Raw genomic sequence first — 15427 nt, forward strand, 5'->3', positions numbered from 1 at the left:
GCATCCCCCCGTGCGTGCCGGGCCGGGGCGCCACCCTTTCCTTTCCGCTCCGCTCGGGGGAGCGGGGGCGTGTTCAACTGTTGTAGCTACCGCTCAGTAGGTTTTGGGTGGTATGTCCGGCAATACGGTCTCCCGGGTCGTTTTTCGTCCCAGGGGCCGGGCGGTCGTGGGGCCGGGCGGGCCGGGCCGGTTAGGCTCTTGTCGCAAGGCCAAAGCGACCCTGCACCAACAGCGTCATATCCCAGAAGGAGATGCCACGTGCCGTCCATCGACGTCGTCGTAGCCCGGGAAATCCTCGACTCCCGCGGAAACCCCACGGTCGAGGTCGAGGTCGGCCTCGACGACGGCAGCACGGGCCGTGCTGCCGTTCCGTCCGGCGCCTCCACCGGCCAGTTCGAGGCCATCGAGCTCCGTGACGGCGACCCCAACCGCTACCAGGGCAAGGGCGTCGAGAAGGCCGTCCTCGCCGTGATCGAGCAGATCGGCCCGGAGCTCGTCGGCTACGACGCCACCGAGCAGCGGCTGATCGACCAGGCGATGTTCGACCTGGACGCCACGGAGAACAAGGGCTCGCTCGGCGCCAACGCCATCCTCGGTGTCTCGCTGGCCGTCGCCCACGCCGCCTCCGAGGCCTCGGACCTGCCGCTCTTCCGCTACCTCGGCGGCCCGAACGCGCACCTGCTGCCCGTTCCGATGATGAACATCCTGAACGGCGGCTCGCACGCCGACTCCAACGTGGACATCCAGGAGTTCATGATCGCCCCGATCGGCGCGGAGTCCTTCTCCGAGGCCCTGCGCTGGGGCGCCGAGGTCTACCACACGCTGAAGAAGGTCCTGAAGACCAAGGGCCTGTCCACCGGCCTCGGCGACGAGGGCGGCTTCGCGCCGAACCTGGAGTCCAACCGCGCCGCCCTCGACCTCATCGTCGAGGCCATCAAGGAGGCCGGTTACGTCCCGGGCAAGGACATCGCGCTCGCGCTCGACGTCGCCGCGTCCGAGTTCTACAAGGACGGCAAGTACGAGTTCGAGGGCAAGTCCCGCTCGGCCGCCGAGATGACCGAGTACTACGAGGAGCTCGTCTCCGCGTACCCGCTGGTCTCCATCGAGGACCCGCTGTTCGAGGACGACTGGGCCGGCTGGAAGGTCATCACCGACAAGCTCGGCGCCAAGGTGCAGATCGTCGGCGACGACCTCTTCGTCACCAACCCGGAGCGCCTGGCCCGCGGCATCGAGGAGGGCTCCGCCAACGCCCTGCTCGTCAAGGTCAACCAGATCGGTTCGCTGACCGAGACCCTGGACGCCGTCGAGATGGCCCAGCGCAACGGCTTCAAGTGCATGATGTCGCACCGCTCCGGCGAGACCGAGGACGTCACCATCGCCGACCTCGCCGTCGCCGTGAACTGCGGCCAGATCAAGACCGGCGCCCCGGCCCGCTCGGACCGTGTCGCCAAGTACAACCAGCTGCTGCGCATCGAGGAGATCCTCGACGACGCCGCGGTGTACGCGGGCCGCTCCGCCTTCCCCCGGTTCCGCCCCGCGGACCAGTAGGCACAGCGCCCCGCGGACCAGTAGGAACAGCGCCCCGCGGAGCAGCGGGCGCCGCGAACGGCCACGGCCTCCGTCCGTCCCCGCACTCGGTCCCGTACCGTGTGCGGGGACGGATGTGTGTGATGGGGAGGCGGAGAGATGGCCGCGAAGGACCGGGACCGGTTCTCCACCGCGACCCGGCTGCGGCTGCTCGGCGAGCAGACCGCGGCCCGCGTCTACCGTTCGCAGAACCGCCGCCAGGACCGCCGCTCGCGGCTCACCGGCCGGGCGGCCTTCCTGGCGCTCGTCGTCTGCTCCCTGGTGGTCGCGCTCGCGTACCCGATGCGCAGCTACGTCTCGCAGCGGCACGAGATCGCCGACCAGCGGCGCCTGGCGCAGAAGGCCGAGGAACGCACCGAGGAGCTGCGCGACGAGAAGGCGCGGCTCCAGGACGACGCGTACATCAGGCGGCTGGCCCGCACGCATCTGCACTACCTTCTTCCCGGGGAGACCGGTTATACGGTGATCGACCCCGACGCGGTCGAGGAGCGCGAGGGCAGGACGGACGGGTCCGGCCGGCCGTGGCACTCCAACCTGTGGGACGGCGTCGACAGCGCCGACCGCGACTGACCTCCCCGCCCGTCCGCAGTACCGCATTTCGAGCAGACCCGATCAGAACCTAGGCAGGCATGGACACCCCCCCTCCCCAGACCGAGCCCACCGCGCCCACCGAGGCGGACATCGCCGCGTTCCAGCAGCAGCTGGGCCGCCCGCCGCGCGGTCTGCGCGCGATCGCGCACCGCTGCCCCTGCGGCAACCCGGACGTGGTCGAGACGCAGCCCCGGCTGGAGGACGGCACGCCGTTCCCGACGACGTACTACCTGACGTGCCCGCGCGCCGCCTCCGCGATCGGCACGCTGGAGGCGAACGGGGTCATGAAGGAGATGACCGAGCGCCTCGCCACCGACCCGGAGCTGGCCGCCGCCTACCGGGCCGCCCACGAGGACTACATCGCCCGGCGCGACGCCATCGAGGTGCTGGAGGGCTTCCCGAGCGCGGGCGGCATGCCGGACCGGGTGAAGTGCCTGCACGTGCTGGTCGGCCACTCGCTGGCCGCCGGGCCGGGGGTGAACCCGCTGGGCGACGAGGCGATCGCGATGCTGCCGGAGTGGTGGCGCAAGGGGCCCTGCGTCACGCCGTGCGCCGAGCCGGGCGACACGCCGGACGAGGGCTGACCGCCCCTCAGGCCCCCCCACCCCGCTCCTCGTCCGCCGGAGGGGCCCGATTCCACAGGAGCAGCACCATGACCCGCGTGGCCGCCATCGACTGCGGTACCAACTCCATCCGCCTGCTCGTCGCCGACGCCGACCCGGTCACCGGTGAACTCGTCGAGCTGGACCGGCGGATGGAGATCGTCCGCCTCGGCCAGGGCGTCGACCGCACCGGCCGGCTGGCCCCCGAGGCCCTGGAGCGTACGTTCGCGGCGTGCCGCCGGTACGCGGCGGTGATCGAGGAGCACGGTGCGCGGCAGCTCCGCTTCGTGGCCACCTCCGCCTCCCGGGACGCGGAGAACCGCGAGGACTTCGTCCGCGGGGTGGTCGACATCCTCGGTGTCGAGCCCGAGGTGATCAGCGGCGACCAGGAGGCCGAGTTCTCCTTCACCGGGGCCACCCGGGAGCTCTCCGGCCAGGAGCACCTCGCGAAGCCGTACCTGGTGGTCGACATCGGCGGCGGCTCCACCGAGTTCGTCGTCGGCGACGACCGGGTGGGCGCCGCCCGCTCCGTGGACATCGGCTGCGTACGGATGACCGAGCGGCACCTGGTGCGCGACGGCGTCCTGACCGACCCGCCGGCCGCCGGGCAGGTCGAGGCGATCCGGGCCGACATCGAGGCCGCCCTCGACCTCGCCGGGGAGAGCGTCCCGCTCACCGGGGCCGCCACCCTGGTCGGCCTGGCGGGTACCGTCACGACGGTCGCGGCGATCGCCCTGGGGCTGGAGGAGTACGACTCGTCGGCGATCCACCACTCCCGGCTCTCCTTCGAGCAGGTCGAGGAGATCACCGGCCGGCTGCTCGGCTCGACGCACGCCGAACGGGCCGCGCTGGGCGCGATGCACCCGGGACGGGCCGATGTGATCGTCTCCGGTGCGCTGATCCTGCTCGCCGTGATGAAGCGGACCGGGGCCCGGGAGGTCGTGGTCAGCGAGCACGACATCCTCGACGGCATCGCCTGGTCGATCGCGTAACCCCGGGCGGCGCGTCCTCTCCGTACGCGCCCGGTGGTGTCCCGGGCCTTCGAACGCACCGCTCACGCGCGGCTTGGCCTGCACCTTTGAGCCCTGGAGAGGTGTCCGGGCGGTGGTTCGAAGGGTGCCGTGCGACAAAGTTCGTGAACTTCTTCACAAGGATTTCGGCTCCCGGAAGGGCCGTTCGGCCCCTTGCGGGCATCCGGAGTCACTCGCGAGGGTGTTGTGGCTCCGCACCGACACCTCCGGGGCCGGTCGCCGAAGGGCTTTCCGGGGGAGTGGTTCACCCGGCGGAAAGGCTCAAGAGCCAGCTCACAGGCGGTGCATAACGTCCGCGGCCGGGCTGCGGTTCCCCCGGAGTGTCATGACGTAGGTCACGTGGGCGGCGCAGTGTAGCAGAGGGGCGCCCATACCTTGTGAAGGGGCGCACTAACCCACCCGCGCAAGGGGGTGGATACTCGATGCCATGAGCACCACGGAGCGTCCCAGGATCCTCGTTGTAGGCGGTGGGTACGTAGGCCTGTACGCAGCTCGACGCATTCTCAAGAAGATGCGCTTCGGCGAGGCGACCGTCACGGTCGTCGACCCGCGTTCGTACATGACCTACCAGCCCTTCCTTCCCGAAGCTGCCGCCGGCAGCATCTCCCCTCGGCATGTCGTCGTCCCGCTGCGGCGCGTCCTGCCGAAGGCCGAGGTGCTCACCGGTCGCGTCACCACCATCGATCAGGACCGCAAGGTCGCCACGGTCGCGCCGCTCGTCGGCGAGGCCTACGAGCTGCCCTTCGACTACCTGGTCATCGCGATGGGCGCGGTCTCCCGTACCTTCCCGATCCCCGGCCTCGCCGAGCAGGGCATCGGCATGAAGGGCATCGAGGAGGCCATCGGCCTGCGCAACCACGTCCTCGAGCAGCTGGACAAGGCCGACTCGACGACCGACGAGGAGGTCCGCCGCAAGGCGCTGACCTTCGTCTTCGTGGGCGGCGGCTTCGCCGGCGCGGAGACCATCGGTGAGGTCGAGGACATGGCCCGCGACGCGGCCAAGTACTACACCAACGTGAAGCGCGAGGACATGCGCTTCATCCTGGTCGACGCCGCCGACAAGATCCTTCCCGAGGTCGGCCCGAAGCTGGGCACCTGGGGCCGTGAGCACCTGGAGTCCCGTGGCGTCGAGGTCTTCCTCTCGACCTCCATGGACTCCTGCGTCGACGGTCACGTCGTCCTGAAGAACGGTCTGGAGGTCGACTCCAACACGATCGTGTGGACGGCCGGTGTGAAGCCGAACCCGGCGCTGGCCCGCTTCGGCCTGCCGCTCGGTCCGCGCGGTCACGTGGACACCTCCGAGAAGCTCCAGGTGCAGGGCACCGACTACATCTGGGCCGCGGGCGACAACGCCCAGGTTCCGGACATGATCGGCCGCCGCGCCGGCAACCCGAACGCCTGGTGCCCGCCCAACGCGCAGCACGCGCTGCGGCAGGCCAAGGTCCTCGGCGACAACGTGATCTCCGGCATGCGGGGCTTCCCGCAGAAGGAGTACAGCCACGCCAACAAGGGTGCGGTCGCCGGTCTCGGCCTGCACAAGGGCGTCGCGATGATCGTCATGGGCAAGATGAAGATCAAGCTCAAGGGCCGTCTCGCCTGGTACATGCACCGTGGCTACCACGGTCTGGCGATGCCGACCTGGAACCGCAAGATCCGGATCTTCGCCGACTGGACCCTCGCCATGTTCCTCAAGCGCGAGGTCGTCTCGCTCGGCGCCATGGAGACGCCGCGCGAGGAGTTCTACGAGGCCGCCAAGCCGGCCCCGGCCCCGGCCGCCGCGAAGGCCGAGGGCGAGAAGGCCAAGGCCTCCTAGCCCGCCCGCGGGCCCACTCGCCCGCGTCCTGCCCGAAGGGGCCGTCCGCCATCCGTGGTGCGGACGGCCCCTTCGGCACGTCCAGGTGTGTGTACAGCGCACCTTTTTGCCGTTCCGTTGCGTGGTAGCGGGATGACCGCCGGGCCGTGGACTGTTGAGGGGTACGGACCTCGCCGGGGCGCACTGGTGTCCGGCGTGGTTGCATGCATGTTCGACCAGGTTTGGGCACATTGGAACCACCATCACGGAGGTGTGCGCCATGGCAGACGCCGCATTGCGGCTGACCGCTCTTGCCGAGGAGTTTCTGGGAGAAAAGCTGCCGGTCCGTATCCGGGCCTGGGACGGCAGCCGATCGGGACCGCCCGGTGCCCCCGAACTGGTGATCAGTCACCGCCGCGCGCTGCGCCGTCTGCTCTGGAAGCCGGGCGAACTGGGCCTGGCCCGCGCCTGGGTGGCCGGTGACCTCGACGTGGAGGGCGATCTGTACGAGGCCCTGGACCTGCTGGCCTCACTGATCTGGGAACGGGAGAAGGGGACCGGGGGGGCCGGGCCCCTCGACCCGGTCCGCGACCCGAAGCTGCGGGCCTTCGCCAAGGGGCTGCTGCGGATGGCCGGACCCTGGACCCCGCCGGCCCCGCCGGCCGAGGAGGTGCGGCGCCGCACCGGCCCGCTCCACACCAAGGGCCGCGACCGGGCCGCCATCAGCCACCACTACGACGTGGGCAACGATTTCTACTCCCTGGTCCTCGGCCCCTCCATGGTCTACTCCTGCGCCTACTGGGAGGACGGCGGCACCCTGGAGGACGCCCAGCGCGACAAGCTGGACCTGGTCTGCCGCAAGCTCGGGCTGAAGGAGGGCGACCGGCTCCTCGACGTCGGCTGCGGCTGGGGCTCCATGGCCATCCACGCCGCCCGCGAGTACGGCGCCCGGGTCACCGGGGTCACCCTCTCCGTCGAGCAGGCCGCCTTCGCCAGGAAACGCATCGCGGACGAGGGCCTGACCGACCGCGTCGAGATCCGCGTCCAGGACTACCGGGACGTCAGGGACGGCCCGTACGACGCGATCTCGTCGATCGGCATGGCGGAGCACGTCGGCTCGGACCGCTTCCGTGAGTACGCCGACGACCTCTACGCCCTCCTGAAACCCGGCGGGCGCCTCCTCAACCACCAGATCGCCCGCCGCCCGGAGCCGGACGAGGGCGCTTACGAGGTGGACGCGTTCATCGACGCCTACGTCTTCCCGGACGGCGAACTGGCCCCGCTGGGCCGGACCGTGAGCACCCTCGAAGCGGCCGGCTTCGAGGCCCGGGACGTCGAGTCGCTCCGCGAGCACTACGCGCTGACCCTGCGCCGCTGGGTCGCCAACCTGGAGCGGCACTGGGACCGGGCGGTACGGATGACCTCGCCCGGCCGGGCCAGGGTCTGGCGCCTCTACATGGCCGCCTCCGCCCTCTCCTTCGAGCACAACAGGATCGGCGTCAACCAGATCCTCGCGGTGCGCCCGGCGGCGGGCGGCGCCTCCGGGCTGCCGCTGCGGGCCCGCGCCTGGACGGCCCCCGCGACCGGCTGACCGCCCGTCACGCGAAAGGGGGCCGGTGCGCGCAGCGTACGTACGACTGCGTGCACCGGCCCCCGGCCGTGTTCCGCGAGGCTTCCGCGGCCCGCTACTCCGTCTTGATCGCGGTCAGCATGTTGAGCCTCGCGGCGCTGCGGGCCGGCCAGAGGGCGGCCAGTACGCCCACCGCCGCCGCCAGCGCCAGGAAGATCGCGATCCGGCCCCACGGGAGGACCAGCACGTACCCCGGGATGTCCGAGGAGATGGTCTGCCCGATCGCCCAGCCGAGGAACACGCCGAGCCCGATCCCGACCACCGCGCCGAAGAGCGAGATGACCACGGCCTCCAGCCGGATCATGCGCTTCACCCGGCGCCGGTCCAGACCGATGGCCCGCAGCATGCCGATCTCCTGCTGACGCTCGAAGACCGACATCGCCAGGGTGTTGACGACCCCGAGGACCGCGATGATCAGGGCCATCGCGAGCAGCCCGTACATGATGTTCATCGCGAGGTTGACCGAGCCGCCGAACATGTTGCGGATGTCCTGACGGTCCATGATGCTCACCGCCGGGTTGTTGCCCAGCGCGTCGACCACGGCCTGCTCGTTGGCGTCGGTCGCACCGCCGTCCGTCGTCAGCCAGATCTCCTGGATGTTGGCGGACCCGCCGTGCTCGTCGGCGATGTCCGTGGAGACCAGGACCGGCGAGAGGAAGGCGTTCTCCTCGAAGACCGCGCCGATCCGCAGCTCGCCCTTCTTCCTGTCGTCGAACGTCACCGGCAGGGTGTCGCCGGTCTTCCAGCCCTTGTCCTTCGCGGTCTTGTCGGAGACGGCGATCTCGCCCTTGCCGAGCGTGTCGAGCGAGCCGGAGACGGTTGTGAGCGCGAAGACCTTCTGCAGGTCCGCGGCGGAGACGGCGGAGGCGCTCTGGTAGTCGCCCTTGACCTCGATCCCGGTGTACTGGTTCGGCGAGATGGCCGAGACCTTGCCGGCCTTCTCCAGCGCGGTGAGCGCGGACTTGTCGAGGGCATGGCCGTTCGCCATCGTCACCATGTAGTCGGCCCTGAGGTTGTCCGTCGTCGCCCGGTCGACCGCCTGGCCGAGGGTGACGCCGAGCACCGAGATGCCGGTGACGAGGGTGAGGCCGATGGCCAGCGCGGAGGCGGTGGTGCCGGTGCGGCGCGGGTTGCGGACCGCGTTCTGCGCGGCCAGCTTCCCGGAGACCCCGAAGACCTTCCGCAGCAGCGGGCGGACCAGCGCGATCACCGGCCGCGAGAGCAGCGGGATCAGCACGATGACACCGATCAGCGTGAGGAAGGCACCCACGGCGATGATGGTCCGGCCGGTCGAGCCGGACTTGGCCGCGCCGCCCACGATGGCCGCCGCGCCCAGCAGGCTGATCACCGAACCGATCGAGTTGCGCAGCACCAGGGACTTCACGGTGGCCGTCGCGTGCACGCTGTTCATCGCGGCGACCGGCGGGATCTTCGCGGCCCGGCGGGCGGGCAGCCAGGCGGCCAGCACCGTGACCACGACACCGACGGCGAACGAGGCGACGACCGCGGTGGGCGAGACGACCAGCGGACCGGCCGGGACCTTGGCGCCGAAGGCGCCCATCGCCGAGCGCAGCCCAATGGCGAGGCCGAGCCCGAGGACGAAGCCGATGACCGAGGCGATGACACCGACGAAGGCCGCCTCGAGCAGCACCGAGCGCTTGACCTGGCGGCGGGAGGCGCCGACGGCGCGCATCAGGGCCAGCTCCTTCGTGCGCTGGGCGACCAGCATCGTGAAGGTGTTGGCGATCAGGAAGATGCCGACGAACAGAGCGATGCCCGCGAAGGCCAGCAGCATGGTGTTGATACCGCTCAGGCCCTTGGAGATGTCCTTGGCCTGCTCGTCCGCGAGCTCCTTGCCGGTCTTGGCCTCGGCGTCCTTGGGCAGCAGCGGCTTCACCTCGGCGAGCAGCTTGTCCGCGGAGGCGCCGGAGGCCGCCGAGACGGTGGCCTCATGGAACACGCCGGGCCGCAGGTAGAGCTTCTGGGCGACCTGGGTGTCGAAGAGCACCAGGCTGCCGCCCGCGTTGACCGCACCGTCCTCGGTGGTGAAGACACCGGAGAGGGTGTACTCCTTCACCGGCCCGTTGGTGGCGACCCGGACCCGGTCACCGACGTGGTACTTGCCCTTCTCGGCGGTGTCCGCGTCGAGCGCGATCCGGTCGGCGGAGGCCGGCCCGGTGCCGTCCGTGAAGGTGTACGCGGGGTCCTTGCCGTCCTTGGCGGGGGAGTAGTTGGCCCCGGTGTTCGACCAGCCGTTGCCGATCAGCTTGCCGTCGGGGTCGGCGACCCCGGCGAAGCCGGAGACCCGGCCGGTGGCGGTGCTGACGCCGTCCAGGTTCTGGATCTTCTTCAGGGTGTCGGCCGTGATGCCGGGGGTCTTCTCGTCGGTCTGGTTGGCGTACGTGGTGACGGCGACGGCGACGTCGTCGTAGCTCTTCGCCGACTGGTTGCGCAGGGCGTTGCCGAGGGTGTCGGTGAAGACCAGGGTGCCGGAGACGAAGGCCACGCCGAGCATCACGGCGAGGACGGTCATCAGCAGCCTGGCCTTGTGCGCGAGCACATTGCGCAGGGCGGTACGGAACATGTCAGTCAGTCCTGGGATCGGGAGGAAGTCCTGAGGTCGCGGGGAAGGGCGGGACTCAGCTGGTGCGGCCCTTGGCGTCGAACGCCTTCATCCGGTCCAGGACCCCGTCCGCGGTGGGGTGCATCATCTGGTCGACGATCCGGCCGTCCGCGAGGAAGATGACCCGGTCCGCGTAGGAGGCGGCGGCCGGGTCGTGGGTCACCATCACCACGGTCTGGCCCATCTCGCGCACCGAGTTGCGCAGGAAGCCGAGGACCTCGGCGCCGGAGCGGGAGTCCAGGTTCCCGGTCGGCTCGTCACCGAAGATGATCTCCGGCCGCGAGGCCAGGGCACGGGCCACCGCGACGCGCTGCTGCTGGCCGCCGGAGAGCTCCGTGGGCCGGTGGGTCAGCCGGTCGGCGAGCCCCACCATGTCGATGACCCGGCGCACCCACTCGGCGTCGGGCTTGCGGCCCGCGATGTCCATGGGGAGCGTGATGTTCTCGTACGCGGTCAGCGTCGGCAGCAGGTTGAACGCCTGGAAGATGAAGCCGATCTTGTCCCGGCGGAGCTGGGTGAGCTGCTTGTCCTTGAGGGAGCCGAGCTCGGTGTCGCCGATCCGTACCGAGCCGCTGCTGAAGCTGTCGAGGCCGGCCACGCAGTGCATCAGCGTGGACTTGCCGGAGCCGGACGGCCCCATGATCGCGGTGAACTCGCCGCGCGGGAAGTCCACGGTGACCCGGTCCAGGGCGGTGACCCTGGTCTCGCCCTCCCCGTAGACCTTCGACAGATCCGTGGCGCGTGCGGCCACCGTGGTGACGCTGGGTGCGGAAAGGGTGGTCACGGGACTCTCCTGATTCGGGCTCCGGCCGAGCCTCGTCCGGTTCGTGTTCGGACGTGTTCGGGGACTGTTCGGTACCCCTCAATCCTCCTGGCCGTCGCGGCGCCGATCGTCAGTCCGCATGCCCGTTCCTCGGGCCGTCTTGAGTCGCATCGGCGGTGCCCGGTGTCATCCTGCGGTATGACACGGTCCCCGGGGCCCGTCACTCGGGAGGGCTACAACGGGGCGGCCCGGCGGGGTCCAGGCCCGGTCGGACGGCGCGCGTGTGGCAGGAGCAGGCGCACGCCCGGCGGCTGCGCCGCCCGAGTGCGGCGACTTTACGTCAATTCGGATGGCTTGCCGCCGTGCCCCATACCCTGCCCAGGCATGTGACGATGCCCCTTCAGGAGTGCTGACGGCTCCTCAAACGGTCAATAAAATAAGACAACATCGCCTCAGAGGTCCGCTGTTCGGGCGAGGTACCCCGATAGGGTCATGTGCCAACGCGGAGCCGCGCGCCAGCCTGGATGGTGGAATGCAGACACGGCGAGCTTAAACCTCGCTGCCCCTCGGGGGCGTACCGGTTCGAGTCCGGTTCCAGGCACCACTTCATCGCCGGACGGCCGGTCCGGGCCGCCGCTTCCGCGACCCCTCTCCGGGCCCGCGCGTCCCGTCGGTTCCGCTACTCCTGTTGTTCGGGTGTGAACGCGTCGTACCGGTTGGTCGGCACGTTACTGGACCGCGCGCCGGAGGGTAAAGGGCGATCCGGAATTCCACCCGGAGTGACTCCGGAGTGTGTTCGAGGGTGTGTTCGGGAGCGCGTTCCGGGCGCATTCAAAGCGCATTCGGGGCGCATAGAGCTGCGACATGTATGAATTGCAAAATTATGCAATTCGCTACATGCTTTGTTCTGAAGCGTCCGCCGCTGGTCTCGGACGCATCCGTGCCGAGCTGCACCCCGGCGCTTCCGGGGGCGAGGGGGTCCGTGGTCGTGCCGGTTCCGGAAATGCCAGGTCATGACGGTGCGGGCAGTCGTTCCGCGCCGCTCCTGCGGCGGGTGCGCGCGCTGCTGCCCCGCCGGTCCGACATCGAGGCCATGCGCCGCGACCCGCGCCGCGATCTGCTGGCCGGACTCACCGTCGCCATCGTGGCGCTGCCGCTCGCCCTCGGCTTCGGGGTCTCCTCCGGGCTCGGCGCCGAGGCGGGGCTCGCGACCGCGGTGGTGGCCGGGGCGCTGGCGGCGCTGTTCGGCGGCTCCAACCTCCAGGTCTCCGGCCCGACCGGGGCGATGACGGTCGTGCTCGTGCCGATCGTCGCCGAGTACGGGCCCGGCGGCGTGCTGACCGTGGGGATGATGGCGGGCGTCCTGCTGATCGGCCTGGCCCTGCTGCGGGCCGGCCGCTACATGCGGTACGTACCGGCCCCGGTGGTCGAGGGCTTCACCCTGGGCATCGCCTGCGTCATCGCGCTCCAGCAGGTGCCGGGCGCGCTCGGGGTGCCCAGGCCCGAGGGCGAGAAGGTGCTGGTGGTGGCCTGGCGGGCGGCCGGGGAGTTCGCGAAGGCGCCGAACTGGACCGCCGCCGGGCTCGCCGCCGGGGTGGCGGCCGTGATGCTGCTGGGCGCCCGGCTGCGGCCCACCGTCCCGTTCTCGATCGTCGCGGTGGCCGCCGCGACCGTGGCCGTCGAGGTGTTCGGGCCGTCCGGGGCGCAGCCGATCGGCGATCTGCCGTCCGGGCTGCCCGTCCCCTCGCTGGACTTCCTGGACACGGCGGTGCTGGGCTCGCTGCTGGCACCCGCCGTCGCGGTGGCCGCGCTGGCGGCCCTGGAGTCGCTGCTGTCGGCCACCGTCGCCGACGGGATGACGGTCGGCCAGCAGCACGATCCCGACCGGGAGCTGTTCGGCCAGGGCGTCGCCAACCTGGCAGCCCCGCTGTTCGGCGGTGTCCCGGCGACGGCCGCCATCGCGCGTACCGCGGTCAACGTCCGTACGGGGGCGGGCTCGCGGCTCGCCGCGTTCACCCACGCCGCCGTCCTCGCCGCCATCGTCTTCGCGGCGGCCCCGCTCGTCTCCCGCATCCCGCTCGCCGCGCTGGCGGGCGTACTGCTGGCCACCGCGATCCGCATGGTCGAGGTCGGCTCGCTGCGGGCGATGGCCCGCGCCACCCGGTCGGACGCCGTGGTCCTGGTCCTGACGGCCGTCGCCACACTCGTCCTCGACCTGGTCCAGGCGGTGATCATCGGCCTGGTGGTGGCCGGGGCGCTGGCCCTGCGGGCGGTGGCCGGGCAGGCCCGGATGGACCGGGTGGAGCTGCGCCCCGAGCTGCTCGGCGACCACGGCGAGGAGGAGCACGCGCTGCTGGCCGAGCACATCGTCGCCTACCGGATCGACGGGCCGCTCTTCTTCGCCGGGGCCCACCGCTTCCTGCTCGAACTCTCCGAGGTCGCCGACGTCCGCGTGGTGATCCTGCGGATGTCGCGGATCACGACCGTGGACGCCACCGGCGCCCTGGTGCTCAAGGACGCCGTGCGGAAGCTCGACCGGCGCGGCATCACCGTCCTGGCCTCCGGGATCAGGCCCGGCCAGCTCCGGGCGCTGGAGGCCGTGGGCGCCCTGGAGCTGCTGCGGCCCGACGGGCGCGACTACGCCACCACCCCGGAGGCCATCGCGGCCGCCCGCGTCCGGCTGCACAGCGCCGGAGTGGTCCCCGGGGAGGTGTCCGGGGCGTGAGGGGACGCCTCGGCGCCCCGCCACCGCGCCACGTACCGACCACCCTGCCCACGACGGGCGCCGCCGTCCGCACGGCCCGCGGGACCACGAGCAGGTGAGGGCCGAACGGGGCATCGGGCCGCACCACCCCGGCGTCGGCCCGACCCTGCTGGTCCTCTGACCCTCGGCGAGTCGGCCGCCAACAGCGTCCGGCACGCGGTCGTGGCCTCGCCCGACGTGACCGTGTCCTGCGCGGCGGGCCCCGGCACGTTCGCCCTCGGCGTCCACGACAGCCACCCGTACCGGCCGGCACCGGCCTTGCTGCGGTCGCCGAACTCACCCACGGCCCCGGGGGCACCGCCGTGGTGCGGGGCGACGCGGACGGGCCCGGGAAGAGCATCTGGACCACAGTGCCGTCGCGGAGCGCGTAGCGCGGCTCGGACGGGGGATGTTCTTCATAGCTAAAGTTGGCAATTCACGAGGTCGGCAAGGTGGGGCGGGCGCGCGAGGATGGCCCCATGGCGAAAAGTTTTGGGTGGACGCGATGCACGGGACACGCACGGCCGCGACGGGCCGACCGGTCGGCCGGGGCCGGGGACGCGAGGCCGCTTCGATGAGCGCGCCGCTGTACCAACTGAAGGCCGAGTTCTTCAAGACCCTCGGCCACCCCGTACGCATCCGGGTGCTGGAGCTCCTCAGCGAGCGTGAGCACGCGGTCTCCGAGATGCTGTCCGAGATCGGCGTCGAGCCCGCCCACCTCTCGCAGCAGCTGGCCGTCCTGCGCAGGGCGAACCTGGTGGTCACCCGCCGGGAGGGCTCGGGGGTGTACTACTCGCTGGCCAATCCGCAGGTGGCGGAGTTGCTGAAGGTCGCCCGGACGATCCTGTCCGGGGTCCTCGCCGGCCAGGCGGAACTGCTGGCGGACCTGCGCGCGAGGGAGTAGCGCGAGGAGCGGTACGGCGGCCCGGGGCAGGCCCTTCCCGGGCCCGGCGCCAAGGACACGGCCGTCCGTGCGGAGCGACCGGCCGGGGGTGCCCCGGCGCGTCGCGGACAGCGGGTGGCGTCAGCCTGTCGGTTGCGCAAAGATCCTCCCCAAGCACTAGCCTGATTCTTTTGCCTACCCATTACTCTTGTGGGAAGGCCACGCAGGGTGGCCATGGAGGAGTGAGATGAGGAGCAGCAACCCGGTCTTCTCGCGACGGGGCTTCAGCCGCGACAACGGATACGCGGGCTTCAACACGGCGCCGCAGGCCGGGGCCCCCGCAGCGGGTGCCAACCCGTACGCGCAGGGCACGGCCGCGAACCCGTACGCCACCAACCCCTACGCCCAGCCGGACGCCCAGCTCGGCGCCCCGCAGGCACCGGCGCGCACCGGCGCGATGACGATCGACGACGTCGTCACGCGCACGGCCATCACGCTGGGCACCGTGGTGCTCGGTGCCGCGGCCGCCTGGTGGCTGCTGCCGGTCGACGCGGCGAACCTCGGCAAGTCGTACGGCATCGCGATCGGCGCCGCCCTGGTGGCGTTCGTGCTGTCGCTCATCCAGTCCTTCAAGCGCAGGCCGGTGCCGGCGCTGATCGTCTCGTACGCGGCCTTCGAGGGCGTCTTCCTCGGAGTGATCTCCAGCGCGGTCAGCACCTACATCGGGCCGGGCGTCGTGATGCAGGCGGTGATGGGCACCATGTGTGTCTTCGCCGGTGTGCTCATCGCGTACAAGATGCGCTGGATCCGTGTCACCCGCCGGTTCTACGGCTTCGTGATGGCCGCGGCCATGGGCTTCATGCTCCTGATGATGGTGAACCTGCTGTTCGCCGTCTTCGGCGGCGGTGACGGGCTGGGCTTCCGCAGCGGTGGCCTCGGCATCCTCTTCGGTGTCGTCGGGATCATCCTCGGCGCCTGCTTCCTGGCCCTGGACTTCAAGCAGGTCGAGGACGGCATCGCCTTCGGCGCGCCCCGCGAGGAGTCCTGGCTGGCCGCCTTCGGCCTCACCATGACGCTGGTGTGGATCTACCTGGAGATGCTGCGTCTGATCTCCATCCTCAGCGGCGACGACTGATCCGTCGTCCCGCGCCCGTACGACGGGAACGGCCCGCAGGCACCGCC

General features: G+C 71.0%; 11 protein-coding genes, 1 tRNA gene and 1 pseudogene. 11 read left to right on the forward strand and 2 right to left on the reverse strand.

What is annotated here, in order from left to right:
- Positions 1 to 258: 258 nt before the first annotated feature.
- The 6 genes from eno (at position 259) to ACFCV8_RS30735 (ending at position 7194) form a co-directional block, all read left to right on the forward strand.
- A complete protein-coding gene (gene eno, locus ACFCV8_RS30710; RefSeq protein ID WP_376688758.1) occupies positions 259 to 1548 on the forward strand; it encodes a phosphopyruvate hydratase in 1290 nt (429 codons plus the stop codon).
- Positions 1549 to 1686: 138 nt separating this feature from the next.
- Positions 1687 to 2157, forward strand: coding sequence for a septum formation initiator family protein (locus ACFCV8_RS30715; RefSeq protein ID WP_376688759.1), 471 nt, complete (start codon positions 1687 to 1689; stop codon positions 2155 to 2157).
- A gap of 59 nt (positions 2158 to 2216) precedes the next feature.
- Positions 2217 to 2762 carry a DUF501 domain-containing protein gene (locus tag ACFCV8_RS30720; protein WP_376688760.1) on the forward strand — a complete coding sequence of 182 codons (546 nt, stop codon included), beginning with the start codon at positions 2217 to 2219 and terminating at the stop codon, positions 2760 to 2762.
- A gap of 68 nt (positions 2763 to 2830) precedes the next feature.
- Positions 2831 to 3772: an exopolyphosphatase gene (locus ACFCV8_RS30725; RefSeq protein ID WP_376688761.1), complete on the forward strand. Its 942-nt coding sequence runs from the start codon at positions 2831 to 2833 to the stop codon at positions 3770 to 3772.
- Positions 3773 to 4238: 466 nt separating this feature from the next.
- Entirely contained in the window at positions 4239 to 5624 is a 1386-nt protein-coding gene (locus tag ACFCV8_RS30730; protein WP_352276964.1) for an NAD(P)/FAD-dependent oxidoreductase, read from the forward strand.
- A gap of 259 nt (positions 5625 to 5883) precedes the next feature.
- Complete coding sequence (locus ACFCV8_RS30735; RefSeq protein ID WP_376688762.1) at positions 5884 to 7194, forward strand: class I SAM-dependent methyltransferase; 1311 nt, start codon at positions 5884 to 5886, stop codon at positions 7192 to 7194.
- Positions 7195 to 7288: 94 nt separating this feature from the next.
- Here the strand turns inward: ACFCV8_RS30735 and ACFCV8_RS30740 are convergent, their stop codons facing one another.
- Both ACFCV8_RS30740 and ACFCV8_RS30745 read right to left on the reverse strand, forming a co-directional pair.
- The gene (locus tag ACFCV8_RS30740) at positions 7289 to 9817 is read right to left on the reverse strand and encodes an ABC transporter permease (protein ID WP_376688763.1); all 2529 of its coding nucleotides are present in this window, start codon (positions 9815 to 9817) and stop codon (positions 7289 to 7291) included.
- A gap of 55 nt (positions 9818 to 9872) precedes the next feature.
- A complete protein-coding gene (locus ACFCV8_RS30745) occupies positions 9873 to 10640 on the reverse strand; it encodes an ABC transporter ATP-binding protein (RefSeq protein WP_376688764.1) in 768 nt (255 codons plus the stop codon).
- 497 nt (positions 10641 to 11137) lie between these two features.
- Here ACFCV8_RS30745 and ACFCV8_RS30750 point away from each other — a divergent pair.
- From ACFCV8_RS30750 to ACFCV8_RS30770, 5 genes and pseudogenes are all read left to right on the forward strand, one after another.
- A tRNA-Leu gene (locus ACFCV8_RS30750) sits at positions 11138 to 11223 on the forward strand.
- A gap of 399 nt (positions 11224 to 11622) precedes the next feature.
- Positions 11623 to 13344: a SulP family inorganic anion transporter gene (locus ACFCV8_RS30755; protein ID WP_376688765.1), complete on the forward strand. Its 1722-nt coding sequence runs from the start codon at positions 11623 to 11625 to the stop codon at positions 13342 to 13344.
- Positions 13341 to 13754: pseudogene (locus tag ACFCV8_RS30760) on the forward strand (ATP-binding protein). Before ACFCV8_RS30755 ends, ACFCV8_RS30760 begins: the two are co-directional and overlap by 4 nt.
- A gap of 182 nt (positions 13755 to 13936) precedes the next feature.
- Positions 13937 to 14266, forward strand: coding sequence for an ArsR/SmtB family transcription factor (locus tag ACFCV8_RS30765; RefSeq protein WP_376688766.1), 330 nt, complete (start codon positions 13937 to 13939; stop codon positions 14264 to 14266).
- A 226-nt stretch (positions 14267 to 14492) separates the two neighbouring features.
- Positions 14493 to 15380, forward strand: a complete 888-nt coding sequence (locus ACFCV8_RS30770) for a Bax inhibitor-1/YccA family protein (RefSeq protein ID WP_376688767.1) — start codon at positions 14493 to 14495, stop codon at positions 15378 to 15380.
- The last annotated feature ends 47 nt before the right edge of the window (positions 15381 to 15427 follow it).

Source organism: Streptomyces sp. NPDC056347, from assembly GCF_042262625.1.
Taxonomy (GTDB): domain Bacteria; phylum Actinomycetota; class Actinomycetes; order Streptomycetales; family Streptomycetaceae; genus Streptomyces.

Coding starts and splice junctions, on each gene's coding strand:
- ACFCV8_RS30735 (WP_376688762.1), top strand. CDS start 5,884: ATGGCAGACGCCGCATTGCGGCTGACCGCTCTTGCCGAGGAGTTTCTG.
- ACFCV8_RS30765 (WP_376688766.1), top strand. CDS start 13,937: ATGAGCGCGCCGCTGTACCAACTGAAGGCCGAGTTCTTCAAGACCCTC.
- ACFCV8_RS30730 (WP_352276964.1), top strand. CDS start 4,239: ATGAGCACCACGGAGCGTCCCAGGATCCTCGTTGTAGGCGGTGGGTAC.
- ACFCV8_RS30715 (WP_376688759.1), top strand. CDS start 1,687: ATGGCCGCGAAGGACCGGGACCGGTTCTCCACCGCGACCCGGCTGCGG.
- ACFCV8_RS30740 (WP_376688763.1), bottom strand. CDS start 9,817: ATGTTCCGTACCGCCCTGCGCAATGTGCTCGCGCACAAGGCCAGGCTG.
- ACFCV8_RS30725 (WP_376688761.1), top strand. CDS start 2,831: ATGACCCGCGTGGCCGCCATCGACTGCGGTACCAACTCCATCCGCCTG.
- ACFCV8_RS30770 (WP_376688767.1), top strand. CDS start 14,493: ATGAGGAGCAGCAACCCGGTCTTCTCGCGACGGGGCTTCAGCCGCGAC.
- ACFCV8_RS30755 (WP_376688765.1), top strand. CDS start 11,623: ATGCCAGGTCATGACGGTGCGGGCAGTCGTTCCGCGCCGCTCCTGCGG.
- ACFCV8_RS30720 (WP_376688760.1), top strand. CDS start 2,217: ATGGACACCCCCCCTCCCCAGACCGAGCCCACCGCGCCCACCGAGGCG.